A 24,620-nucleotide genomic window follows, 5' to 3' on the forward strand; every position below is an offset into this window, starting at 1 on the left:
CAGACAACCGGGCGAAGTCCGATGAACGCGCAGCCCCGGCTGTGGCGTATCCTGCTGTCATGCCTGCTGGTCCTGCTGCTGCTCTGCGCGGGTCCGGCGATGGCGGCGACCGCCACGCTGTCCTCTGACGACGCGCTGTTGTTTGACGCGCGGGTCGGATCGCTGTCGGTTGGCAACGGCATCCGCGCCTTTGCGGTCGAGGAGTCGATATGCCTGGATCTGGGCGATGTCATCGACGCGCTGAAGATCGCGGTGGTGCCGAGCGAGGACAAGCGCCGGGCGGAAGGCTGGGCATTCGATGAGGCGCGGCGCATCGCCATCGATCGCGACAAGGGCGAGGCGCGGTTCGGCACGGAATATATGCGGCTGGGCGCGAACGACATTTATGACAGCCGGTCGGGATGGTGTGTAGCAACGCCCGCGCTGGGCCGCTGGCTGGGCGTCAGCTTCGAGGCCGACACGACCAATGCGATCCTGACGATCACATCGCCCACCCCCCTGCCCATCGAAGCGGCGTTGCGCCGGACGGCGGCGGCGGAACGGCTGACGACCAGGGCGCAGCCGCAGACCGCGGGGCTGGAACGGCGCGCCTTTCCCTATCGACTGTGGCGTATGCCCGCGCTGGATGCGTCGCTGTCAGCCGGGTGGCAGCGCGACGCGAAGGGCGCGCAGACGCGGGCAACGCGCTATGAAATGCTGGCGACGGGCGAACTGGCCTATGCGTCGGTCGAAGCGCGGCTGGCATCCGACGCGCACGGGATGCCCGACAGCCTGCGGTTGCGGCTGTACCGGGCCGATCCCGATGGGCAATTGCTGGGTCCGGTCGGCGCGACGCAGGCGGCCATCGGGGATGTCGACAGTTTTGCCGTGCCGCTGGTCGCCGGGTCCGCCAGCGGGCGTGGCGTGGCGCTGACCAACCGGCCGCTGGATGCTATCGGCGAATTTGACAAGGTGGCGTTGACCGGGCTGTTGCCGCTGGGGTGGGACGCGGAACTCTATCGCAACGGCGAATTGCTGCGCGTGACACCTGGCGATGCGGCGGGGCGCTATGCCTTTCGCGACGTTGCGTTGCGCCATGGCGTCAATGTGCTGGAAGTGGTGCGATATGGCCCGCAGGGGCAAGTGCGGCGTGAGCGGCGCGTCTATAATATAGCAGCGCAATCGCCAGGACCGGGCGAAACATGGTGGTCCACGACATTGGTGCAGGGCAATCATGATCTGTTGCGTTTCGGGGCAAGCCGCCCGACCCCGGCATCGGGGTGGCGCGGCACCATGGCGGTGGACCATGGGCTGGGCCGGGGGGCGTCGGTCGGCGCGGCGGTCATGCGTGCGCCGTCCTCAAGCGGCAGCGCGAATTTTGCGCATCTCAACCTGCGCGGCGGACTGGCGGGGATGCTGGGGGAGCTATCCTGGGCCGGGTGCAAGGGTGGCGGCGCGGCGATGCGCGCGTCGGTCGTGGGCGATATCTTCAAGACGAGCGTTGCCGTGGAGGCGGTGCGCAATCGCGGCTTGCTGTCCGACCGGATCGACCCGGCGCTACGATCCTCCATCGGGGTTGCGATCGACCGGCCGGTCCATGCCGCGGGGCTGATCCTGCCGGTCCATTTCGACCTGCGATCGACCCGGCAGCGCAGCGGACAGGGGATGGAGGCAAATGGTCGCCTGTCCGTAGCGACGCGCAGCGTGTCAGCCAGCCTGGTCGGCGGGTGGAGCCGGGTCAGGGCGACCGGCGGGATAGCGCGCGACAGTGCGACGGCGGGGCTGCTGGTGAGTGGGCGGGCAGGCAAGATACGCTTGCGCGGCGAAGTGCATTGGCGACTGGCGCCTGATCCGGCGCTGATGGGGGTGCAACTGACCGCGAACCGGGCGCTCGGCGTCGCCGACATGGTGCAGATTTCCGCCAATTATGCCGCGGGTGACGATAGGCTCGCGATCGACGCGGCCTATGCGCGCGATTTCGGCCGGGCGGCGTTGACGCTGAACCTGTCAGGCGACAGCCGCCGCGCCTTTGCCGTCGGGCTGGGACTGACATTCAGCGTCGGGCCGGATGGCGATGGGCGGTTCGGGCGCGTGCGTTCAGCGTCACAGGCGCGCGGCGGCGCGCTGCTGGTGCGGGCCTTTCACGATCTTGACGGCAACGGGCGGCGTGATGCGGGCGAGCCGCCCTTCCCTGATCCGGTCGGCGTGCTGGTGAACGACATGCCGCTGCCAGCGCGCCTGCGCGACGAGGCGACCGAGGGCACGGAACTGGACGGGCTAAGCCCCGCTACTCCGGTCAAGATTGCGCTGGACGAAGCGTCGCTGTCCGATCCGTTCGACATAACAAGCAATCCCGGCATCCTCGTCACCCCACGCGCGGGGTTGCGCGAAGTGGTGGAATTGGGCGTGTCGCCCTCCGCTGCGGTAGAGGGGATGCTGGCGATGGACGGGCGGGCGCTGGCGGGGGAGATGATGGAATTGCAGACGATGGACGGTGCGACCGCCTATCGCGCCCGCACCGAATTTGACGGCATGTTCAGTTTCGAGCGGGTCCGTTATGGCCGTTACCGTTTGAAAGTGGCGCAGGGCCGCCACGCCCATGTCGAGCAAATCGTCGAACTGGGGCAGGCGCGCAGCATCGCGCGGCTGGGCGTGATCGACGTGCGTGCGACGGCGCAGATGGCCGCGCGCTGATCAGAATTCGATCAGCGCCACCTTGGTCTTGAGATTGGCAACATAGGCCTCACGGCCCAGATCCTTGCCTATGCCCGATTGCTTGAAGCCGCCGGTGGGCAGGATGAAATCATTGCTGCGGCCATAGCGGTTGACCCAGACGGTGCCGGCCTCCAGCGTGCGGGTGGCGCGCAGGGCGCGGGTCAGGTCGCTGGTGTGGACGCCCGCCGCCAGCCCATAGGCGCTGTCATTGGCCAGCGCATAGGCCTCCATTTCGTCCGTGAAGGTCTGGACGGTCAGCACGGGGCCGAAAATTTCGCCCTGTACCGCTTCGCTATGCTGCGCAGCATTTTGCAGCAAAGTGGGCAGAAAAAAGCTGCCATCCTGTGGCGCGGTGGCGCGGCTGCCGCCGGTCAGCACCTGTGCGCCATCGGCCACGGCGCGCTGGACGATGCCGTCGATCCGGTCGAGCTGGCCTTCGGAAATTATCGGGCCTAGCGTGCTGTCGCTGGCCCAGGTCGGTCCCGCCTTGTGCGCGGCGAAGGCTGTCATGATGCAGTCGATCACCTGATCGGCGACGCCCTCCTGCACCAGCAGGCGCGATCCCGCGACGCAGACTTGCCCGGCGTTGAGCGTGATCGCGCGGGCAACGATGGCCGATGCCTTGTCCAGCCCTGCGTCGGCGAAAATGATCTGCGGGCTTTTGCCGCCCAGTTCCAGCGTCACCGGCTTTGGCCCGGTCTGGGCGCAGGCGGTCATGATCGCTGCGCCCGTAGCCGTCGATCCGGTGAAGGTGACTTTCGCGACTTCAGGACGCCGCACCAGCGGATCGCCGACGCTGCGCCCGTCGCCCTGGACGATGTTGAAGATGCCCGCGGGCAGGCCGGCCTCGATCGCCAGTTCGGCGAGACGCACGATGCTGAACGGCGTCATTTCCGACGGCTTCAACACGATGCTGTTGCCCGCCGCAATGGCAGGCGCGATTTTCCAGGCGGCCATCACCAGTGGCAGGTTCCAGGGCGCAATCGCCGCGACGACGCCATAGGGTTCGTGGATGGTGAGGCCCAGCTTGTCCGGAGTGGTCGCCGCGACTTCGCCGCCGATCTTGTCCGCCCATTCAGCGAAGAAGCGGACGGTTTCAGCGGTGTAGCTGACGTCCCAGGCGCGGATTTCGTGGATCATGCGGGTGGAGCCGAGCGCTTCGAGCGGCGCAAGCGTCTCCATGTCCGCCTCAATGAGGTCGGCCCAGCGGCGCAACACCCGCATCCGCCCACGCGGATCGGTCTGCGCCCAGCCGCTGCTCTTATAGGCGCGCTGGGCGTCCTCGACGGCTTCACCCAATTGCGCGTCGTCCACACTGTCGAGATCGGCATAGACCCGCCCGTCCGATGGCCGCCGCACGGGGATCGCCTGCCCACGCCCGATAACGCGCCGCCCGCCGATAAAATTGCTGCCCTGTGGCAAGGCGATCAGATCGGGGTTGAAAACATCCACTGCGCGGCTCTCCTTCATGCAGGCTGATAACAGAATATGGATCGCGCGCGGCATGTGTTGCAGTTGCGCGGGAAAGTCTGCGCGATAATCTTCCAAAATCAGGGCGAAGGCAGCAGCCAATGCTTGAGGGCGCCGATTAAGGTTGCCCCCAAGTGATTCCTAATCAGGGCAGGCGGACGACCTTTTCCGCCGAGGAGCAAGACGCATGGCGACAGGCATAGAGGCGATGGTGGACCTGCGGGCGATGACCGTGGATGACCTGCCCGCTGCCCACGCGCTTTCCAGTGAACAGAAATGGCCGCACCGGATCGAGGATTGGGACATGCTGCTCAGCCTTGGTTTTGGCTATGTGGCGGAGCGCGATGGCGACGTGATCGGCACGGCCATGGCATGGCTGTACGGCACGGATGCCGCGACGCTGGGGATGGTGATCGTATCGCCCGCCGCGCAGGGCATGGGGCTGGGCCGCCGGTTGATGGAAAAGGTGATGGCGGACCTGGGTGATCGCACGATCCTGCTCAACGCCACCGATGAAGGCGCGCCGCTCTATCGCAAGCTGGGGTTTGAGAGCATCGGCCCGGTCTATCAGCATCAGGGCGCGGCCTTTGCCGTGCCGGTCGCCGAACTCATCCCCGACGAGCGGGTGCGGCCACTCGGCGCAAAGGACATGCCGACGCTTCATGCGCTGGCGCGGCGGGCGAGCGGCATGAACCGCGACGCGCTGCTCGACGCGCTGGTGCCCGGCGCGCAGGGCGTGGTGCTGACGCGCAGCAATGAGCCGGTGGGCTTTGCCCTGTTTCGCCGGTTCGGGCGCGGCTATGTCGTCGGGCCGACCGTGGCACCCGATACCGGGGGCGCGAAGGCACTGATTTCGCACTGGCTGGGGTCGAACAACGGCATTTTCTGTCGGCTCGACGTGCCGGAGGAAAGCGCCCTGTGCAGTTGGCTGGACGAATTGGGCCTGCCCTGCGTTGGCCGGGTGATGCGCATGGTGCGTGGCCCGTTGCCGCAAACGGACCCTTCGATCAAAATCTTTTCCCTCACGACACAGGCGCTCGGATGACCCTTTCCCTTTCCAACCCCGCCCTTTTCGTCGAGCGCGCCTATATTGGCGGCGCGTGGGTCGGCGCGGCATCCGGCGCGAGTGTGCCGGTCGACAATCCCGCGACCGGTGCGATCATCGGCACGGTGCCCGATTGCAGCGCGGCCGATACCCAGGCGGCGATTGATGCGGCAGAGGCCGCTTTCCCGGCATGGAAGGCACGGACCGCAGGCGATCGCGCCGCCATGCTGGAACGGTGGCACGCGCTGGTGCTGGCCAATCTTGTCGATCTGGGCCGGATCATGACCGCCGAGCAGGGCAAGCCGACCGCCGAGGCCGAGGGCGAAATCCGCTATGCCGCCAGCTTCATCAAATGGTTTGCCGAGGAAGCCCGCCGCGTCGAGGGCGGCATGATTCCCGCCCCCGAAGCCAATCGCCGCATATTGGTGATGAAGGAGCCGATCGGGGTGTCCGCCGCGATCACGCCGTGGAATTTCCCGGCTGCGATGATCACGCGCAAATGCGCGCCTGCGCTGGCTGCGGGATGCCCGGTGGTGGTCAAGCCTTCGGAACTGACGCCCTATAGCGCGCTGGCCATGGCGAATCTGGCCGAGGAAGCGGGTTTCCCGGCGGGCGTGTTCAACGTCGTCACTGGCCTGCCCACCGCGATCGGCGGGGCGTTGACCGCCAGCCCCGTCGTGCGCAAACTGTCCTTTACCGGATCGACCCGCGTGGGTGCTTTACTGATGCGGCAGTGCGCCGACACGATCAAGCGCGTGGGCTTGGAGCTGGGCGGCAATGCGCCGCTGATCGTGTTCGATGACGCCGACATCGACCTCGCCGTCGCCAGCACGATGGTCAGCAAGTTCCGCAACGCCGGGCAAACTTGCGTCTGCGCTAACCGGATATTGGTGCAGGATGGCGTGTACGACCAGTTTGCCGAGAAGCTGGCCAGGGCCGTGTCGGCGCTGAACGTCGCGCCGGGGGATATGCCGGGCAGCACGATCGGGCCGCTGATCAACGTCTCCGCCGCCGACAAGGTGAAGGCGCATGTCGAGGATGCGCTGTCGCATGGCGCGACCCTGTTTGCGCAGGCACCCGAAGGGGCGACGGGGGAGCGCTTTGCGCGTCCGGTGGTGCTGACCGGCGCGACGCGGGACATGCGGCTGGCGGAGGAAGAGACGTTCGGCCCGGTCGCGCCCTTGTTCCGCTTTACCCATGAGGATGAGGCGATCGAGCTGGCCAATGCGACCAGCTATGGCCTGGCCAGCTATTTCTACACCGAAAATCTGCACCGCGCCTTCCGCGTGGCGGAGCGGCTGGAGGCGGGCATGGTCGCGCTCAACAGCGGATCGATCGCCATGGAGGTCGCGCCGTTCGGCGGGGTCAAGATGTCGGGCCTGGGCCGCGAAGGCGCGCATGCGGGGATCGAGGAATATCTGGAGACCAAGGCGTTTCATATCGGCGGGCTGAAACTTTAGCCCACATCCGTTCGCCCTGAGCCTGTCGACGGGTCGTACTTCACTTCAAGACAGAACAGGGCTTCGACAGGCTCAGCCCAAACGGGAGTTATTTATGGCCCGCAACTACAATATCTCCGTCATTCCCGGCGACGGCATTGGCAAGGAAGTCATGCCCGAAGGCATTCGCGTGCTGGAGCGGGCGGCAAGCCTTTATGGTTTCACCATCGCGCAAAAGTGGCAGGATTTCGCCTGCTGCGATTACTATGTCAAACATGGCCAGATGATGCCGGACGACTGGAAGGACCAGATCGGCAAGCCCGATGCGATCTTCTTTGGCGCGGTCGGCTGGCCCAATACGGTGCCGGATCATATTTCGCTGTGGGGATCGCTGCTCCAGTTCCGGCGCGAATATGACCAATATGTCAATCTGCGCCCCGTCCGGCTGATGCCCGGCGTCCCCTGCCCGCTCGTGGGCCGTGAGCCGGGCGATATCGATTTCTGGGTCGTGCGCGAGAACACAGAAGGCGAATATAGCTCGGTCGGCGGCAAGATGTTCCCCGGCACCGATCGCGAGATCGTGATCCAGGAAACGGTGATGACCCGGCACGGCACTGACCGGGTGTTGCGCTATGCGTTCGATCTGGCCGCGACGCGGACACGCAAGCATGTCACCTCCGCCACCAAGTCCAACGGCATCGCCATCACCATGCCCTGGTGGGACGAGCGGGTGGAGGAGATGGCCAAGAATTACCCGACCGTCACCCATGACAAATATCATATCGACATTTTGACCGCACAATTCGTGCTGAACCCCGACCGGTTCGACGTGGTGGTCGCGTCCAACCTGTTCGGCGACATATTGTCGGACCTTGGCCCGGCCTGCACCGGGACCATCGGCGTGGCGCCATCGGGCAATATCAACCCGGATGGCACCCACCCGTCGCTGTTCGAGCCGGTCCATGGGTCCGCGCCGGATATTGCGGGCAAGGGCATTGCCAACCCGGTGGGGCAGATCTGGTCGGCGGCGATGATGCTGGAGCATCTGGGCGAGGCGGAGGCGGCCGCCGCGATCATGCGGGCGGTGGAAACGGTGCTGGCGGAACCGGGCCTGCGCACCGGCGACCTCAAAGGCACAGCCAATACCGCGCAATGTGGCAGGGCGATTGCCGAGGCCTTGACCTAATCCTGCACCACTGAACAAGAAGCGGCGTGTTCCCGCGAAAGCGGGGACCCAGTTCAGACCCCAGGACTGGGGCCCCGCCTTCGCGGGAGCAGCCTTGCTTAACACAGCAGCAGATTATGCCGCATCAGCTCGCGATTAAAGCCAGCAAGGGCGCCAATTCGCCCCATATCAGGCTATGCACCCGCAGCACAAGGATAGGCTGCATCCCATAACCACCATGGCGAGCACCCGACGATGCACCAATCCAACCGATCCCTGCTGGACATCGACCGCGATCACCTGATCCATTCGGTCACATCCTTCCGCGCCCATGAGGCGCGCGGCGCGACCATGCTGCAAAGCGGCAAGGGCATGTGGCTGACCGACATGGACGGGCGCGAGGTGCTGGATGCCTTTGCCGGGCTATGGTGCGTCAATGTGGGTTACGGGCAGGACAGCATCGTCGAGGCAGCAGCCGAGCAGATGCGCCGCCTGCCCTATGCGACCGGCTATTTCCATTTTGGTTGCGAACCGGCTGCACGGCTGGCCGAGAGGCTGGTCGCGCTGTCGCCCGAGGGACTCGACCATGTCTATTTCACGCTGGGCGGGTCGGATGCAGTGGACAGCGCGATCCGCTATATCACCCATTATTTCAACGCGATCGGCAAGCCGACCAAGAAGCAGTGCATCGCGCTGGAGCGGGGCTATCATGGATCGAGCAGCAGCGGCGCGGGGCTGACGGCGCTCGCCAATTTCCACCGCAATTTCGACCTGCCGCTGCGCTGGCAGCATCATATCGCGTCGCCCTACCCCTATCGCAGCGATCTGGAAGGCGATGACTCCGCCATCATCGCCCGGTCGGTGCAGCAGTTGAAGGACAAGGTCGCGGACCTCGGCGCGGACAATGTCGCTGCCTTCTTCTGCGAGCCGATTCAGGGATCGGGCGGGGTGATCGTGCCGCCGGTGGGTTGGCTCAAGGCCATGCGGCAGGCGTGCGATGAGCTGGACATATTGCTGGTCGCTGATGAGGTCATCACCGCCTTTGGCCGTACCGGGCCGATGTTCGCCTGCGAAGCGGAGGGCGTGACGCCCGACCTGATGACCGTCGCCAAGGGGCTGACCGCCGGTTATGTGCCGATGGGCGCGGTGCTGATGTCGGACAAAGTGTATCAGGGCATTGCCGATGGCGCGGCGGCTGACGTGGTGATCGGCCATGGCGCGACCTATTCGGGCCATCCGGTGAGCGCGGCGGTGGGGCTGGAAGTGTTGCGCCTCTATACCGATGGCGGGATATTGGCGAACGGTCAGAAAGTGGCGGCGCGCTTCGACGCGGGGCTGGCGGGCATTGCCGACCATCCGATGGTCGGCGACACGCGCGGGCGCGGGTTGCTGGGGGCTATCGAACTGGTGGCGGACAAGGGGACCAAGGCGCGGTTCGACCCGGCGCTCAAAATCGCCGACCGGCTGTTTGCCGATGGCTATGCCAATGGCGTCATTTTCCGCGCCTTTGCCGACAATATCATCGGCCTGGCCCCGGCGCTCTGTGCATCGGACGCAGAGATGGACGAGATATTCGCGCGCATACGGAAAACACTCGACGGCTTGCTCGAACAGGCCGATATTCGCGCGGCGCTGGGATAAATATAAGGGGGAGCAAGGACATGTTGGGCGGACCCAGACTGGACAGGATCGACCTGAAAATCCTGACGCAGCTTCAGCAGTCGGGCCGGATCACCAATGTCGAACTGGCCGATGCGGTCGGCCTGTCCCCCAGCCCCTGCCTCACCCGCGTGAAACGGCTGGAGAAGGCGGGCTATATCACCGGCTATGGCGCGCATATCAACCTGCACAAGCTGGGCGAATTTCTGACCGTCTTTACCGAAGTCACGCTGAGCGAGCATCGGTCGGGCGACTTTTCCCGGTTCGAGACGCGCATCCGCAAGCTGGACGAAATCGTCGAATGTCATCTGGTCAGCGGCGGATACGACTATCTGCTGAAATTCGTGACGCGCGGCGTCGGCCATTATCAGTCGATCATCGAGGGGATGCTGGAGAGCGATTACGGCATCGAAAAATATTTCAGCTATGTCGTGATCAAATCCCCCTTCATCAAACATCATTATCCAATCCAGCATCTGTTCGGTGAGCAGCGTTAGGATTTGGGGGCGAGGTGGGTTCCCGCGCAGGCGGGAACCCAGTCGAAACGGCGGGGCCGGGTTCCCGCCTGCGCGGGAACACGATATTTTATGACCGATATTGCCGATCTGATCGACCCGCTGATCGCGTTCCGCCGCGACATTCATGCGCACCCGGAACTGGGCTTTTGCGAGCATCGCACCGCCGGGCGCATTGCCGAGCAGCTGCGTGCGCTGGGGCTGGAAGTGCATGAGGGGATCGGGCGGACGGGCGTGGTGGGCGTGTTGCGCAACGGCGCGTCGGGGCGCAGCATCGGGCTGCGCGCGGACATGGACGCCCTGCCGATCGAGGAGCAGACCAACCTGCCCTGGGCCAGCAAAACGCCGGGCACCTTCCACGGCTGCGGCCATGACGGCCATGTCGCGATGCTGCTGGGCGCGGCGCAGCAACTGACGCGCAGCCGCAATTTCGACGGGACAGTCAATTTCTTCTTCCAGCCCGCCGAAGAGGGGCAGGGCGGCGCGCGCGAGATGGTGCTGGAAGGGCTGTTCGAGCGCTTCCCGTGCGACCGGGTGTTCGGACTGCATAACTGGCCCGATCTGCCCGCCGGCACCATCGCGACCCGGCCCGGCCCGATCATGGGTGCGGCGGACAAGTTTGAGATCGTGCTGGAAGGGCGCGGTGGCCATGCCGCGATTCCGCAGGATACGCCCGACGCCATCCTGGCGGCGGCCAGCCTTGTGACGCAGATGAACGCGATCATAGCGCGCCGGATCGCGCCGACCGCATCGGCGGTGCTGTCGATCACGCAAATCCATGGCGGGCATACGCATAATGTGATCCCCGCCGAGGTTCGCATCGGCGGGACGGTGCGGACCTTCGATCCAGCGGTACAGGACAAGATCGAAGCGTCGATCCGCGAGATCGCGGCCGGTGTGGCGCTGGCCAATGGCTTGAGCGCGACGGTCGATTATCAGCGTTACTATCCCGCGACGATCAACGATGCCGAAGCGGCGCAGGAGGCGCTGGACGCCGCCGCGACCGTTGGCATCGCGCAACTGGCGCCCGATCCCGCCTTCACGTCAGAGGATTTCGCCTTCATGCTGCAAGCGTGCAAGGGTGCCTATATCTGGCTGGGTCAGGCAAAGCCGGACGGCGGGGCACCGCTGCACAACCCGCATTATGATTTCAACGACGATGTGCTGGGGCTGGGTATCCGGCTGCATGTCGCGTTGGTCGAGCGGCATTTGGGGTAAGCACAAACCTCCGTTCGTTTCCAGCGAAGTCGAGAAACGAACGGAGGGGGGTAGTTCCGGTCAAAACCAGAAACGCACGCCCATCACCAGACTGGTGGCTGACGCGCCCTCCCCCGCCGCGCGCGCATAGCGGGCGGTGTCGCCCAGCTTGCGTTCCCAGTGGACGCCGACATAGGGCGCAAATTCGCGGGCGAATTCGTAGCGCAGGCGCAGGCCCAGTTCGATGTCGGAGATACCCGACCCGATGCCCAATTCCGGCACGTCCTGCGCGGCGATATTCATTTCGGCGGCGGGTTGCAGGATCAGGCGCTGGGTGATGCGCTGGTCGTAGCTGCCCTCCAGCCGGAGATGGGCGTCGCCCTTCGTGGACAGGAACGCCTGCGCACCGACCTCGAACCAGTAAGGGGCGAGACCTTCGATACCGACCACGGCGTAAGTGCGTTGGGGTTGCGGGCGGAAATCCTGCCGCACACCCGCCTCGACATTGAACCAGGGGTTGAGCGCCCGGCTGTAGAGCGCCTGTAGTTCCGCGCTTTCAAGCGCGCCGCCGACTTCGCCCTCCCCTTCGGTCTTGACCGCGAAACGGTTGATGTCGCCGCCGATCCAGCCCTCGCCCTCCCATGCGTAACCGTTCGCGCCCTTGTGCGCGCGATATTCGAGGCGGTCGAGCATCAGCTGCGAGAAACTCATGCCGCCGCTTTCCTTGATCATGGCCGCGCGGGCGCGGGCCATGGTGGCGGCGGGGTAGAAGGCTTCGGCGGCATGATCGGTCGGGATCGGCGGGGCGTCGCCCTGCGGCACGCTGTCGCCGGGCGCGGGCATGGCGTGGCCGGCATGGGGATCGGTGGGCGCGGCTTCCGGCGCAGGCGGCATCTGGTGCGCGCCATGGTCCATCTGGCTATGATCCATTTGCGCCAGTGCGGGTGTGGCGGTGCTGGCCAGCAGCAGCGCGGCGATCAGGCGCTTCATGCCGCGTCCTCCGCGTGGCGGACAGTCACGACGCGCATCATCCCCGTGTGCATGTGCATCAGCATGTGACAGTGGAACGCCCAGTCGCCCAGCGCGTCGGCGGTCAGGTCGAAACTGATCTTGCCGCCGGGCAGGACGTTGACCGTATGCTTGCGCGGATTGTGTGTCGGATCGTCGCCGGTCAGCAACTGGAAGAAATGGCCGTGGATATGGATGGGGTGCGGCATCATCGTGTCGTTGATCAGGGTGACGCGCACCCGCTCCATATGGCGGAAAGCGATGGGGTCTGCGCCGTCCGACAGCTTCACCCCGTCGAAGGACCACATATAGCGTTCCATATTGGCGGTCAGGTGAATGTCGATCGACCGGGTCGGGGAGCGCGCATCTTCGTTGGGTTCCAGCGATCGCAGGTCGGCATAGGTAAGGACGCGATGGTCGACATCCTCCAGCCCCGTAGGCCGGTCCGCCGTGCGGTCCGCCGGCATGGAGGAGAGCGTAGCCACCCCCGGTCCCATCGGCACATTGGGCGCGACCGTGGGGTCGAGCATCTTCATACTATGCCCCGCCATGCTCTCATTTGCGGGTTGGCTGAGGTCGATCACGCCCCCCTGCCCCATGTCCATGCCGGCCATGTCCATTCCCATATCCTTCATGGTAAGGAGAGGCCGGGCGCGCAGCGGCGGGATGGCCGCGACCATGCCGATCTGCGGCGCGAGGGTCGCGCGGACCAGGCCGGAGCGGTCGATGGCTTCGGCGATCAGGCCATATGCGGTGGCGTCGGTCGGCTGGACGATCACGTCATAGGTTTCGGCGATGCCGATCTGGAATTCGTCGGTCTCGACCGGCTGAACATGCTGGCCATCGCATTGCACCACGGTCATGGGCAGGCCGGGAAGGCGCACGTTGAAATTGGTCATGGCCGATGCATTGATGATGCGCAGGCGGACCCGCTCGCCCGGCGTGAACAGCCCGGTCCAGTTTTCCGCTATGCCATGGCCATTGACCAGATAGCTGTAGGTGGAGCCGGTGACGTCCGAAATATCGGTCGGGTCCATCCGCATCTTGCCCCAGTCGATCCGGTCCTTGAGGGGCTGGTCCTTGCCCTCGAGCAATCCGGCCAGAGTCTGGCGTTGCATATTATAATAGCCGCCCGATTGCTTCAGGCGCTTGAGCTGCACATGGGGGTGGACCGGCGACCAGTCGGACAGGACGATCACATGCTCGCGCGTCGCCTGCACCGGATCGACGCCAGCGGGATCGATGACGATCGGGCCATAATGGCCCATCGCCTCCTGCATCCCCGAATGGCTGTGATACCAGTAGGTGCCCGACTGGCGGATGGGGAATTCATAATGGAAGGTTTCGCCCGGCGCGATGCCGGGGAAACTGACGCCCGGCACGCCGTCCATCTGGAAGGGGACGATCAGGCCGTGCCAGTGGATCGATGTGTCCTCTTTCAGACGATTGGTGACGGACAGACGGACATTCTGCCCTTCGCGCAACCGGATCAGCGGCGCGGGGACGGTGCCGTTGATGGTGATCGCGTGGGCAGATCGTCCACCGGTGGCGAAATGACTGTCGGCCACGGTCAGCGCTATGGTTTCGCCCGACAGGACGCCCGGTGCGGGGTGCAGGCCGTGCGTGCCGCTTTGCGCCCAGGCGGGGAAAGCGTTGGCGAGGCCAAGGGCAGCGGCGCTTTTGAACAGGGTGCGGCGGTCGAGGGTCAGGTTGGTCATGCCCCTTCATACGCGGGGCACAGCGTCATCCCTCAAACTTTCCGACAATTTTGCGCGCGCGCGATAGAGGCGGGTTTCGACCGCCTTTTCGGTCAGGCCGAGTGCAGCGGCGGTATCCGCCTGGCTCATCGCCTCGATCGTGCGGAGCAGCAGCACATCCTTCAGCGTCGTGGGCAGCGCGGCGATGGCGGCGTTGATGCGGGCGAGTTCGCGCTGCGATTGCAGCGCCTGTTCCGGGTCTGACGCGGCGTCGGCGATATCGCCGGCTTCGTCGATGGGGCGGGCAAAGGCGAAGAAGCGCCGCACCGCGCGGCGGCGGCCCCAGTCGCGGCATTTGTTGAGCGTGATCCGCGCGATCCATGTGCGAAACGGGCGCGCGCCATCATAACGGCCCAACGCGGCAAAGGCGGCAACAAATACCTCCTGCGTGATGTCGAGCGCTTCGTCGCCATCGCCGACATGGCCGCGCGCCAATCGCCATACGGCATCGCGGTGCCGTCGCATCAACGCGGCATAAGCATCCTGATGCCCGGCCAGCGCCAGCGTGGCCAGCGCCCTGTCATCGGGTTCGGCTGCACTCACCGGGGGGCGGGCTGGGTCAGTGCCTTGACGACGGCCGCGTCAAACTGGGCCGCCTGATCGGGGCGCAGCACCGCGCGCATCGCGAAAATATGCTGGAGCGTCTCCTTTTGCAGCGCGCCCATGACATGATGGGTGCGGTCCACGGCTTGGCCGACCTGCGGGCCATAGCCATGTTCCGCCGCAATCGCCTGCGCCAGCCGGGCATTGTCGGCGCGCATTTCCGCCTCCAGCGCTTCGCGGCGAATGGCGAAGGCGGCTTCGAGCGCGTGGATGCGCTGTTCCTGGGCCGCATCGAGCGTCAGCTTCTCATGCAGCAGGGCATGGACTTCACTTTCCACGCGCGGCGGCGGCGCGATCCACAACCGCGCGCACAGCACCGCCGCCAGTGCAGCGGCGAAGGCGACCAGCGCGACGAGCAGGTAGCGCTTCAGGCTCATTGGCCGAGCAGGCGCGACGGCGCGTAATCCGACATGCCGATCGGCGTGGAGGCCGCCTGCGCGGGCGCCGACGGCACGATGCTGCCCGCCCAGCCGATGCCGAGCGCCAGCAATCCGGCTAGCATCAGGCTGCGCCGTGCCATGCCCTGTTCGCGGCGGCAGACAACAGCCTGCATGACCGCGCCGTCCATCTGCTCCAGCCGGGCGTCGACCGGCATCGCGCGTATCTGCCCCAGCAACTGATCAAGATCACTCATTTGCACATGCTCCATCCTCATCGCGGCATACGCGCGGCGCGCGCCGATCCCTCATCCGGCGAGGACAAAAAATCATGCACCTGCGATGAGGGGTCGGGCAAGTCCATGCGTAATATCCCCTAACCACCATCATGGAGAAGTCCGCATGTCCCGTTTCCTGACCGCCGCCATCGCCCTGTCGATCGCCATCCTGCCCGGTACGGCGCTGGCCCATAGCAAACTCCTGTCGTCCAGCCCCGCCGCCAATGCGACCGTGGCCAAGCCGACCAAGCTGACTCTCACTTTTTCCGAGAAGTTCCTGGGGCCGCTTTCGGGCATCGATCTGGTCATGACCGGGATGCCGGGCATGAGCGATCATGCGCCGATGCCGATCAAGGGGTTCAAAACCGTGGTCGCGCCTGATGGCAAGACGATGATCGTCACCCTGCCCCGCGCGCTCCCTGCTGGCAGCTATGACCTGAAATGGCATATTGTCGGCGCCGACCAGCACAAGATGGAAGGCGGCTACAGCTTCAAGGTCAAGTAAGCCGTCATGGATGCGGGGATGCTGCTACTGGCGCGCTTTGGCCTGATGGCCGACCTGGCCCTGCTCATGGGCCTGCCATTATTCTGGTGGGCGATGGGCATGGCGGGGCAGCGCGCATTGCTGGTCGCGCTGGCGTTGGGAGGCATGGCGCTGTCGGCGCTGTGGCTGCTGGCCAGCGCGGCGAGCATGACCGGCACCCCGTTACTGCCGCCCGACTGGGCGACGGCAGAGATTTTGCTGACGATGACGCCGATCGGCCTGGTGCTGGTGGTGCGGGGCGTGGCCTTGCTGGCCGCTCTTGTGCTGGCTGTTGCCGGGCAGGATCGCTGGGTATTGATCCCGGCCGCCGTCGCCGCTGCAACGATCGCCTGGACCGGCCATGCGGGGGCAACCGAAGACGTCGCCGGGTCTGTTCACCGCGCCGCCGATGTCGCGCATATCTGGGCGGCTTCGGGGTGGATCGGAGCGCTGGCCGCATTGCTGCACGCGGTAACGGCGCGCCGCCCCAATATTGATCGGGTCGCGGTGATGCTGGCGAAGTTTTCGCTGCTGGGAACCCTGTTCGTAGCCACTCTGGTCATGACCGGGGTGGTCAACAGCCTGATGATCGTGGGCGTGGCCGACCTGCCTGCGCTGGTGGGCAGCCGCTATGGCTGGCTGCTGGGCGCGAAGCTGGCTGTGTTCGGCGCGATGCTGGGGCTGGCGGCGCTCAATCGCTGGCGGCTGACCCCGGCGCTGGAGCGGGGTGCTGAAGGCGCGATCGCCGCGCTGCGTCTCTCACTGTTGCTGGAGACGGGCGCGGCGATCGGCATTTTGGTGCTGGTGGCCTGGTTGGGGACGCTGGATCCCCTCGCCTGAGCCGTCACGCCGGACGATAGATGGCATACACCTTCTTGACGTGGACCTGGCTGTCCCAGCTGCATGATGCGCCCTGTTCGACCAGGAAGATATCGCCCTTGCCGAACGTCCCTTGCGCCCCCGCGCCATCGACGAAGGTGACGCTGCCATCGAGCAGATACATCAGCTCATAATGGCGATAGGCCATCGAACGGCGGTGATAGGGGGTTGAATCCCAGGTGCCGCAGACAAATTCGCCATCGGCCGAGCGATAGTCGGTGAAGTTGCGGCAGGACGGGGTCGGCCCGACCAGCAGTTCGGCAAGCGGCGCGCCCGACGGTTCGAGCGGAGCCTTGGTGTCGATCGGGATGATCGCGCCATCGGCCACGGAGCCGCCGGTGCGGCGCACGAAGAGAAGGCGGCTGTCGGCTGCCGCTATCCAGTCGAAGCCTGCGCCTTCGCACAGGACAACGCTGTCGCCTTCATTCAGCGTGCGCTGGTCAATCTGGACGCTGCCGGATTCGACGATGACAAATTCGTCGGCGGGCAGGACCGCGACCGATCCGCTGCCCTGCGGCGGGGCGATCAACCCGATCGTCACCGGACCTTCGGGCTGGGGCAGCAACGCGCGGGCGGACAGGAAGGCGTCGCCCTCCCCCGCCGCCACCGTCACACCCGCCGCCCAGGCGCGCAGATCGACAAAGGAGCGCGTCACCCCCTGCGCCATTGTTGCCACACTCGTCATGCCTCCCTCCACCTGTCAATGAAGACCATGGCTTACCCCGCATGGCGCGACAGGATCGGCCGAGGAGGGATCGGCCGACCGCAGCGCCTGCCGTTCAGAAGCCGAAGCGCAGGCCAATGCTGCCGCTCAGCTGTGCGTCCTCGCCCCCGCCGATCCGGGCATGGCTGGAAAGGCTGAGCAGCGCCGATCCACCCAGCCCGATGTCGAGATCCAGCCCGACACGACCCCAGTTGCGATCAACCGCCGGCGAAGCCAGCACAAAACCGCCCGCGCCAATGATCGTGCCGGTCAGGGCAGCTCGATCCTGATCGAGCCGGTGAACCCATTCACCCGACGCCTGGAGCGACATGCTCGTCCCGATCGGCATCGCCGTCACCGCGCCAAGCCGGACTTCGTCAAAGCCCGCTTCCGACCGGTTGAGCTGGACCGGGAAGCCGCCGCCGGTTTCGGTATAGCCGTCGATGCTGACCCGGCCATGGGTATAGGCGGCATAGGAGGACAGGCTGACCACGCCGAATTTTGCCATGTCGCGCCAGTCGATCCGCCCGCGCACTGCCCAGCTGCGCGCGTCGGTTTCGCCCCGCGACTGGTCGGTCGCAGTGCCATTGCGATAGGCGCGGTCGATGCGCAGGTTCCAGTCGGCATAATAGCCGGTCAGGCTGAGAAGGACGGGCGTGTCGGGGATGCGCGCGTCAATTTCACCGACCAGATGATAGCCATCGCCCTTGAACCGGCCACCCAATGACAAATCCTGATCCGCGCCACCCAGCCCGCCACCAAGGCCGATCCGCACGGCAGCACCCAGATCATGGCACAGGCCGACCTCGCCCAGCCAGGCGTTGCGATCCTGCCGCCCATGGGCGAAGTCCCCGGTGGCCCAGACGCAACCGCGCCCGGTCCGGGTAAAATCCGTCAACGGGCGGTGATGGGCACCGAACAAGGTCAGGCTGGCCGCGTTGAGGATGGTGTTGAGACCGACACCGCCGTCCGACACGGTGGCGAGGAAATCGACCAGACCGATAACGCCGGTGCCGGGGGTCGGCGTGGGCGTGGGCGTAGGCGTAGGCGTAGGCGTAGGCGTTGGCGTTGGCGTTGGCGTTGGGGTTGGCGCAGGTGTGGCCGCCGCGACGCGGGCAATATATTCCTGCGTCTTGCCGTTGATCTGGCCGGTGCCGATGATGGTCCGGCCATCGTCGCTGATCGCGACCGCGTCGGTGAAGCTGTCGGAACCGACCGAAACGCCCGCGCTGGTGAGCCAGGCGACAACCGTCTGGATGCCAGTGGTCGATGTCCAGCGCATCGCCAGCGTATCCTGAATGGAGGGCACCACGGTCGATGGACGGGTGGCCGAACCCACAATCACGCTGCCATCGGCATTGACCGCATAGGCGCGACTGTCCGTCCCGCCTTCCAGCAGGCCCAGCGACACCATGCCGCCGCTGCTGTTGTTCCAGCGGAATGCCTGTGCCCGGTCATTGCTGCCCGCCGAAAAGCCGACAATGGTGCCGCCATCGGCCGACACATCGGTTGCGCGGCTATAGGCACCTGCATCGGCAGATTGCGAGGCAAGGACGCCCAGCCCCTGCATCCCCCCGCTGGCGGTCCAGGCAAAGGCTTCGTTGGTGCGGGCCGAAGTGCCGCCATAGCCGATGATGACGCCGCCATCGCGGCTTGCGCGCTGGGCGATGGAATAGGCAAAGGATCCACCGTGCAGATCCTGCGCCGCGCCCTTGTCGACCCAGCGCACGGCATGGGTTGTACCATTATCGATCGTGCTGCTGCCCACCGCGACCTGGCCATTGCCCGATACGCCAAAGGCCACGCTGTTCTGGACCGAGGCGCTGGTCGCCAAATGGCCCAGTTCGGTCAGCGCCGTCCCTTCCCATATGATCGCGCTGCCGCGTGTGGCCGACCCGGTCTGCGACACGCCCACGATCACGCGACCATCGTCAGACACCCCGTTGGCCAGGACATAGGCGTGCCCCGACAGGCCGTTGAGCCGTTCATAGCCGCTGGCCGTAATACGATAGGCTTCGTGGTTGGTCGCATCCCGGCGGACCACGCCTGCAATGGTCGTGCCGTCGCCCGACAGGTCGCGAAAAGCCGCGCCGATATTGGGTGTGGGCAGGGCTGGTATCGCCTCATGCCCGGTTACGCCCGCACTTTGCGCCAGCGCGGGCGCGGCGGCCGCACCGATCGCGACCATCATGCCGACACCCAAAATCTGCTTCTTCATGTTTCACCCCCACAGCGTAACGATTGGATCGAGGGGCGAAATAGATGTTCGGGCACGCGGAAGGCACGTGACAAAGCCTGTCAGGGTCTAGCTAACGCCATTTGTCATTGTCGCCAGCAGGTTACAACTGGCGCAGCGCGGTCGCGGGACGCACCGAGAGCAGCGGGATCGATCCGGCAAGGCCAATGCCCAGCGTCAGCAGCGCGCCGCCGCCCAGCGTTGCCAGCACGACCAGCCAGTCGGGTGACCAGTGGAACTCGAAGATCTGGACGATCACGAACCAGGCCGCGCCGGACCCCAGCGCCAGCGCGACGAGCGCCAGCATCGTGGCGAGCAGGCCATATTCGAGCGCCTGCCCGCCCAATAATTGCGCGCGGGTCGCGCCCAGCGTTTTCAGGATCACACTGTCATAGCTGCGCGCCTGACGCGACGCGGCGATGGCACCGACCAGCACGGCTATGCCCGCCAGAATCGCGACCGAGGCGGCGGCAACGATGGCGGCGGACATTTGCGTCATGATCGCGCCGACCTGTGCAATGACTTCACCGACCGCGATCACGGACACGCCGGGAAAGGCGGTGAGCAGGTCGCGGGTGACCGCGCTGTCGTGGCGCGTATCCATGGTGATGGTCGCGGCCAGGCTGTGCGGCGCGGCGGAAACGATGCCGGGGGAAAAGACGAGGATATAGTTGAAGCCCATCGTATCCCAGTTGATCTTGCGCAGGGAGGCGATGCGTGCGGTGATTTCGCGCCCCAGCAGGCTGACGGTCAATGTATCGCCAACGCCAATACCCAGCAGCTTGGCGGCCTCTGCATCAAAGGAGACGAGCGGTGGTCCGGCATAATCGGGTGCCCACCATTCCCCCGCGACCAGATCACTGCCCTGCGGCAGGGTCGCGCTGTAGGTGACGCCACGCTCGCCGCGCAGGAACCAGGCACCTTCGGGCAGTTCGGCCAGGTCGGCAACGCGCTGATTGCCATAAGCGACTATCGTGCCGCGCAGGGAAGGAACGATGTTGAACTGCGCGTCCGGAGCTTGTTTGCGCACGACGGCCTGGAAGCGGTCGGCCTGTGCCGACGGGATATCCAGCACGAACTGCGCCGGGGCGGTCTTGGGCACGACATTGCGGATTTCACTGTCGAGGCTGGTCTGGATGCCCGCCAGCGTCACGAACAAGGTCAGCGCCAGGCCGAGCGCGACGATCAGCGCGGCGGTTTGCGCGCCGGGACGGTGGAGATTGGCCAGCGCCAGGCGCAGCAGGGGCCGACGCGGGCGCGGCGCGCGCTGGGCGATCTGGCGCACGCCCCAGCCAATGCCGAGCAGGAGCAGCAGGACCGCAGCAGTCGCACCCAGCACCGCGGCGGAGAAGAGCGGTTCCCGCGCCGTGCCGAGCGCCAGTGCCACGAGCAACGCGCCCGCCGCCGCCATGGCAAGGATGCTGCGCCGGTCGATGCCGTGGCGCGGATCGACCACGCCGCGAAAGATCAAGGCGGCAGGCTGGGTCCGAGCGCGGGCGAGCGGCGGCAGGGTGAAGAGGAAGGCGATCAGCAGGCCATAGGCGGCGCTGGTGACGAGCGGCAGCGGGTGAAGCCGGAAGCCGGGGCTGACCGGAAGCACATCACCGGCCAGCGCGACGATCGCAGGGGGCAGAAGCCCCCCGACGAAAAGCCCGCAGGCGATGCCGAGCAGCGCGATACAGCCAATCTGGAGCAGGTAGATGCGCGCAATGTCGCTGGACGTCGCGCCCAGCACTTTGAACGTCGCAATGCCGGGGCGTTTCAATGCGAGATAGGAGGCGACGCCGTTGCTGACGCCGATGCCCGCGATCACCAGCGCGGCAAGGCCGATGAGCGAGAGAAACTGCCCCATGCGGATGATGAAGCGGCTGGCCCCCGGCGCGGCGTCATCACGGTCCTTATATTCCCAACCGGCCGACGGATATTGTTTTTCCAGATCGTCCCGAACCGCCTTTGCATCGGTCCCGGCCGGCAGGCGCAGGCGATATTTGCTGTTATAGAGGCTGCCGGGCTGGATCAGGCCGGTGCGACGCAATCCGTCGAGCGAGATGATGGCGACCGGGCCAAGCGTGAAGCCCTCGCCCAGCCGATCGGGTTCGTCGGCGATGATCGCGGCGATGGTGAAGGTCCCGGTGCCATAGATCAGCCGGTCGCCGGGTTTGACAGTCAGCCGGTCAGCGAGTGCGGGACCGACCAGGATATGGTCGGGTGCCAGTGGCGCGCGATAAGTTCCGCCTTGCAGGGTCAATGTGCCATAAAGCGGATAGGCGCTGTCCACGCCCTTGAGTTCTGTCAGCACGGCGGGCGCATCGGGCCGCTCACCCCGCGCCATGGCGCGCAGGCGGATTGTCTCGCTCAATGTGCCGAAACGGCGGAACGCGGCTTTCTCGCCCTCCCCTGCTTCGCGCTGGGTCATCGCGATTTCCACGTCGCCGCCCAGCAATCCCTGCCCGCGCTGGCTCAGTTCCTGCGTGATGGCAGAGGTCAGGCTGCCGATCGCGGCCAGCGTGGCGACGCCCAGGAACAGGCAGAGGAACAGCAGCCGCAATCCCCGGAACCGGCCAAGCAGATCACGCCGGGCGATGCGCCAGCTTGTCGCCCAATTGAGCGCGCTCATGCAGCGCGGTCCGAAACGATCTGGCCGTCGCGCATTTCCACGATCCGGCCGCAGCGTTCGGCCAATGCCGGATCATGGGTGATGATGACCAATGTTGCACCCGCCGCCCGCTGGCGATCGAACAGCAGGTCCATGATGGTGACCCCGGTGGTCGCGTCGAGATTGCCGGTCGGTTCGTCGGCGAACAGAATGGTCGGGCGTGGCGCGACGGCGCGGGCGATGGCGACGCGCTGTTGCTCCCCGCCCGACAATTGGGCGGGATAATGGTCCAGCCGGTGGCCTAGCCCGACCGCGCGCAATTCATCGGCGGCACGGGCGAAGGCGTCCGCTTCCCCCGCCAGTTCCAGCGGCACGGCGACATTTTCCTGAGCGGTCATGGTGGGAAGCAAGTGGAAACTTTGCAACACGATGCCGATGCGGCCCCGCCGGGCGCGGGCCAGCGCATCCTCATCCAGCGCGCCGAAATCGACCCCGCCGATATGCACGTCCCCGCCGCTGGCGCGTTCCAGCCCGCACAATACCGCCATCAGCGAGCTTTTGCCCGATCCCGATGCGCCCAGGATAGCGATGCTTTCGCCGCGCAACAGGGTGAGATCGACGCCCTTCAATATCTGGACTGGCGCGTCGCGGGTGCCAAGCGAGAGGGTGACATTATGCGCGCGGATCGCGATAGTGGCTGGATCGATAGGCATATGCATGAAGAAGGAGCGCTCCTTGGCGGGCAGATATTGGCAATATGGGGCACTGGCGCTGTTTGTCCAACTGGCAGGCGCATGTTCGGACAAGGCACCGCCCCCACCCCCGGTCGCCAACAGTGCGCAGGCCACCCCTGCCGCCGCGCCGGTGGCCGATGGCAAGCTGGTCGTGACATTCGGCGACAGCCTGTATGCCGGCTATAATCTGGATCAGGACAAGGGACTGGCCCCGGTGCTGGAGCAGGCTTTGGCCGCGCGCGGGATGAAGGCGCAGGTCGTCAATGCCGGCGTGTCGGGCGATACCAGTGCGGCGGGGCTGGCGCGGCTGGCCTTCACGCTGGACGGGCTGGCGCGCAAGCCGGACCTGATACTGGTGGGGCTGGGTGGCAACGACATGCTGCGCGGCTTGAGTCCTGACGCCACGCGGGACAATCTGGACGCGATCCTCGCCGAGCTGAAAAAGCGGGATATTCCCGTGCTGCTGACGGGGATGCTGGCGTCGCCCAACATGGGGCCGGACTATGCCGCCGCCTTCAACCCGATCTTTCCGGCGCTGGCGAAGAAATATGACGCGGCGCTCTACCCTTTCATGCTGGATGGGGTGATCGGCGATCGGGCGCTGCAACTGCCCGATGGTATTCATCCCAATGACAAGGGCGTTGCGGTTATCGTGGGCAAGCTGGCACCGATGGTTGCGGAGGCCTTGCGTGGTTGATGCGATCCGGGTTGGGCTGGTCGGCTATGGCGCGGCTGGCCGCATATTCCACGCGCCACTGCTGCGGGCGGTTCCGGCGATGGCGCTGACGGTCATCAGCACCAGCAAAGCCAATGAAGTGGCAGCGCTCGACCCCACCATCCGTTGTGCCGGGTCAGCGGCGGATATTTTTTCCGATCCCGCGATCGACCTGGTGGTGATTGCGACGCCCAGCGCCACCCATACGCCGCTCGCCGCCGACGCGCTGCGCGCGGGCAAGCATGTCGTGGTGGACAAGCCGTTCGCCCTGTCACTGGCCGAAGCGAAGGATCTGGCGGCGCTGGCGGCCCAATGTGGCAGGCAATTGGCGGTATTTCACAACCGGCGGTTCGACAGCGATTTTCTGAGCATCCGCGCGGGGATCGAGGATGGTCTGGTCGGGCGAATCACCCATTTTGAATCGCATTTTGACCGGTTCCGGCCGGATGTGCGTGACCGATGGCGCGAGGATGGATCACCGGGGTCGGGCGTATGGTTCGACCTGGGGCCGCATCTGGTCGATCAGGCGCTGGCGCTGTTCGGGCGACCGCAGAGCGTGAACGCGGACATTGCGGCCCTGCGCGAAGGATCCGCATCGGACGATTGGGCGCATGTCGTGCTGCTCTATCCTGACATGCGCGTCGTGCTGCACGCCAGCATGAGCGCGCCGGGCGGCGAGGATGGGGGCAGCCCGCGCTTCATGGTGCATGGCATGAACGGCACGCTGGTCAAGAAGCGCCTCGACCAGCAGGAAGTACAGTTGGTGGCCGGATTGCGCCCCGGCGATCGGGGCTGGGGTGCCGATGACGATCCGGTCGTCTATCATGATGGGCAAGGTCGCGTGACGCTGCGCCCGGCGTTGCCGGGGTGCCAGCAGGACTATTATGCACAGGTTGCGACCGCAATCCTGTCCGGCGCGCCCCTGCCCGTAACGCTGGAGCAGGCCGTGGCGGTACAGGAAGTGATCGAGGCGGCGCAGATTTCGGCGCGGGAGGGACGGCGGGTGGCACTGCCCCTCCCCTGACAA

General features: G+C 65.8%; 21 protein-coding genes. 11 read left to right on the forward strand and 10 right to left on the reverse strand.

What is annotated here, in order from left to right:
* Window positions 1-21: 21 nt before the first annotated feature.
* A complete protein-coding gene (locus tag EBBID32_RS10860; RefSeq protein WP_006956599.1) occupies window positions 22-2,673 on the forward strand; it encodes a hypothetical protein in 2,652 nt (883 codons plus the stop codon).
* Here the strand turns inward: EBBID32_RS10860 and EBBID32_RS10865 are convergent, their stop codons facing one another.
* Window positions 2,674-4,146, reverse strand: coding sequence for an aldehyde dehydrogenase family protein (locus tag EBBID32_RS10865; RefSeq protein WP_231382170.1), 1,473 nt, complete (start codon window positions 4,144-4,146; stop codon window positions 2,674-2,676).
* A 205-nt stretch (window positions 4,147-4,351) separates the two neighbouring features.
* Here EBBID32_RS10865 and EBBID32_RS10870 point away from each other — a divergent pair, with 205 nt between their 5' ends.
* From EBBID32_RS10870 to EBBID32_RS10895, 6 genes are all read left to right on the forward strand, one after another.
* On the forward strand, window positions 4,352-5,209 hold the full coding sequence (locus EBBID32_RS10870; protein ID WP_006956603.1) for a GNAT family N-acetyltransferase: 858 nt from the start codon (window positions 4,352-4,354) through the stop codon (window positions 5,207-5,209).
* Window positions 5,206-6,669, forward strand: coding sequence for an NAD-dependent succinate-semialdehyde dehydrogenase (locus EBBID32_RS10875; protein WP_006956605.1), 1,464 nt, complete (start codon window positions 5,206-5,208; stop codon window positions 6,667-6,669). The genes EBBID32_RS10870 and EBBID32_RS10875 overlap by 4 nt, the downstream gene beginning before the upstream one ends.
* Window positions 6,670-6,763: 94 nt before the next feature.
* Window positions 6,764-7,834 (forward strand): tartrate dehydrogenase, encoded by a 1,071-nt coding sequence (locus EBBID32_RS10880; RefSeq protein WP_006956607.1) that lies wholly within the window; start codon window positions 6,764-6,766, stop codon window positions 7,832-7,834.
* Between the two features lie 234 nt (window positions 7,835-8,068).
* A complete protein-coding gene (locus tag EBBID32_RS10885) occupies window positions 8,069-9,454 on the forward strand; it encodes an aminotransferase class III-fold pyridoxal phosphate-dependent enzyme (RefSeq protein WP_006956609.1) in 1,386 nt (461 codons plus the stop codon).
* A 20-nt stretch (window positions 9,455-9,474) separates the two neighbouring features.
* Window positions 9,475-9,969: an Lrp/AsnC family transcriptional regulator gene (locus EBBID32_RS10890; RefSeq protein WP_037490126.1), complete on the forward strand. Its 495-nt coding sequence runs from the start codon at window positions 9,475-9,477 to the stop codon at window positions 9,967-9,969.
* A 90-nt stretch (window positions 9,970-10,059) separates the two neighbouring features.
* Window positions 10,060-11,205, forward strand: coding sequence for a M20 aminoacylase family protein (locus tag EBBID32_RS10895; RefSeq protein WP_006956622.1), 1,146 nt, complete (start codon window positions 10,060-10,062; stop codon window positions 11,203-11,205).
* A gap of 60 nt (window positions 11,206-11,265) precedes the next feature.
* On the opposite strand, the gene EBBID32_RS10900 is transcribed toward EBBID32_RS10895, so the two are convergent.
* From EBBID32_RS10900 to EBBID32_RS10920, 5 genes are read right to left on the reverse strand one after another with little or no spacing between them, the layout of a single operon-like run.
* On the reverse strand, window positions 11,266-12,174 hold the full coding sequence (locus EBBID32_RS10900; RefSeq protein ID WP_006956623.1) for a copper resistance protein B: 909 nt from the start codon (window positions 12,172-12,174) through the stop codon (window positions 11,266-11,268).
* Window positions 12,171-13,910, reverse strand: coding sequence for a copper resistance system multicopper oxidase (locus EBBID32_RS10905; RefSeq protein ID WP_006956624.1), 1,740 nt, complete (start codon window positions 13,908-13,910; stop codon window positions 12,171-12,173). The genes EBBID32_RS10900 and EBBID32_RS10905 overlap by 4 nt, the downstream gene beginning before the upstream one ends.
* 6 nt (window positions 13,911-13,916) lie before the next feature.
* Window positions 13,917-14,492 carry an RNA polymerase sigma factor gene (locus tag EBBID32_RS10910; RefSeq protein WP_006956625.1) on the reverse strand — a complete coding sequence of 192 codons (576 nt, stop codon included), beginning with the start codon at window positions 14,490-14,492 and terminating at the stop codon, window positions 13,917-13,919.
* On the reverse strand, window positions 14,489-14,929 hold the full coding sequence (locus EBBID32_RS10915; RefSeq protein WP_006956626.1) for a periplasmic heavy metal sensor: 441 nt from the start codon (window positions 14,927-14,929) through the stop codon (window positions 14,489-14,491). Before EBBID32_RS10915 ends, EBBID32_RS10910 begins: the two co-directional genes overlap by 4 nt.
* A complete protein-coding gene (locus tag EBBID32_RS10920; protein ID WP_006956627.1) occupies window positions 14,926-15,186 on the reverse strand; it encodes a hypothetical protein in 261 nt (86 codons plus the stop codon). The genes EBBID32_RS10915 and EBBID32_RS10920 overlap by 4 nt, the downstream gene beginning before the upstream one ends.
* A 145-nt stretch (window positions 15,187-15,331) precedes the next feature.
* Between EBBID32_RS10920 and copC the strand changes: the two genes are divergently transcribed.
* A complete protein-coding gene (gene copC / locus EBBID32_RS10925) occupies window positions 15,332-15,712 on the forward strand; it encodes a copper homeostasis periplasmic binding protein CopC (protein ID WP_006956629.1) in 381 nt (126 codons plus the stop codon).
* A gap of 6 nt (window positions 15,713-15,718) precedes the next feature.
* On the forward strand, window positions 15,719-16,570 hold the full coding sequence (gene copD / locus EBBID32_RS10930; RefSeq protein WP_037490132.1) for a copper homeostasis membrane protein CopD: 852 nt from the start codon (window positions 15,719-15,721) through the stop codon (window positions 16,568-16,570).
* A 4-nt stretch (window positions 16,571-16,574) separates the two neighbouring features.
* On the opposite strand, the gene EBBID32_RS10935 is transcribed toward copD, so the two are convergent.
* The 4 genes from EBBID32_RS10935 to EBBID32_RS10950 form a co-directional block, all read right to left on the reverse strand.
* Window positions 16,575-17,294 carry a cupin domain-containing protein gene (locus EBBID32_RS10935; RefSeq protein WP_037490135.1) on the reverse strand — a complete coding sequence of 240 codons (720 nt, stop codon included), beginning with the start codon at window positions 17,292-17,294 and terminating at the stop codon, window positions 16,575-16,577.
* Window positions 17,295-17,388: 94 nt separating this feature from the next.
* On the reverse strand, window positions 17,389-19,530 hold the full coding sequence (locus EBBID32_RS10940) for an HAF repeat-containing protein (protein WP_006956632.1): 2,142 nt from the start codon (window positions 19,528-19,530) through the stop codon (window positions 17,389-17,391).
* Between the two features lie 121 nt (window positions 19,531-19,651).
* On the reverse strand, window positions 19,652-22,165 hold the full coding sequence (locus EBBID32_RS10945) for an ABC transporter permease (protein ID WP_006956634.1): 2,514 nt from the start codon (window positions 22,163-22,165) through the stop codon (window positions 19,652-19,654).
* Complete coding sequence (locus tag EBBID32_RS10950) at window positions 22,162-22,863, reverse strand: ABC transporter ATP-binding protein (RefSeq protein WP_006956636.1); 702 nt, start codon at window positions 22,861-22,863, stop codon at window positions 22,162-22,164. The genes EBBID32_RS10945 and EBBID32_RS10950 overlap by 4 nt, the downstream gene beginning before the upstream one ends.
* On the opposite strand from EBBID32_RS10950, the gene EBBID32_RS10955 reads away from it, so the two are divergent.
* Window positions 22,862-23,575: an arylesterase gene (locus EBBID32_RS10955; protein ID WP_037490140.1), complete on the forward strand. Its 714-nt coding sequence runs from the start codon at window positions 22,862-22,864 to the stop codon at window positions 23,573-23,575. The genes EBBID32_RS10950 and EBBID32_RS10955 overlap by 2 nt on opposite strands.
* Window positions 23,568-24,617 carry an oxidoreductase gene (locus tag EBBID32_RS10960; protein WP_006956640.1) on the forward strand — a complete coding sequence of 350 codons (1,050 nt, stop codon included), beginning with the start codon at window positions 23,568-23,570 and terminating at the stop codon, window positions 24,615-24,617. The genes EBBID32_RS10955 and EBBID32_RS10960 overlap by 8 nt, the downstream gene beginning before the upstream one ends.
* Window positions 24,618-24,620 lie beyond the last annotated feature (3 nt).

Source organism: Sphingobium indicum BiD32 (assembly GCF_000382885.1).
Lineage (GTDB): Bacteria > Pseudomonadota > Alphaproteobacteria > Sphingomonadales > Sphingomonadaceae > Sphingobium > Sphingobium japonicum_C.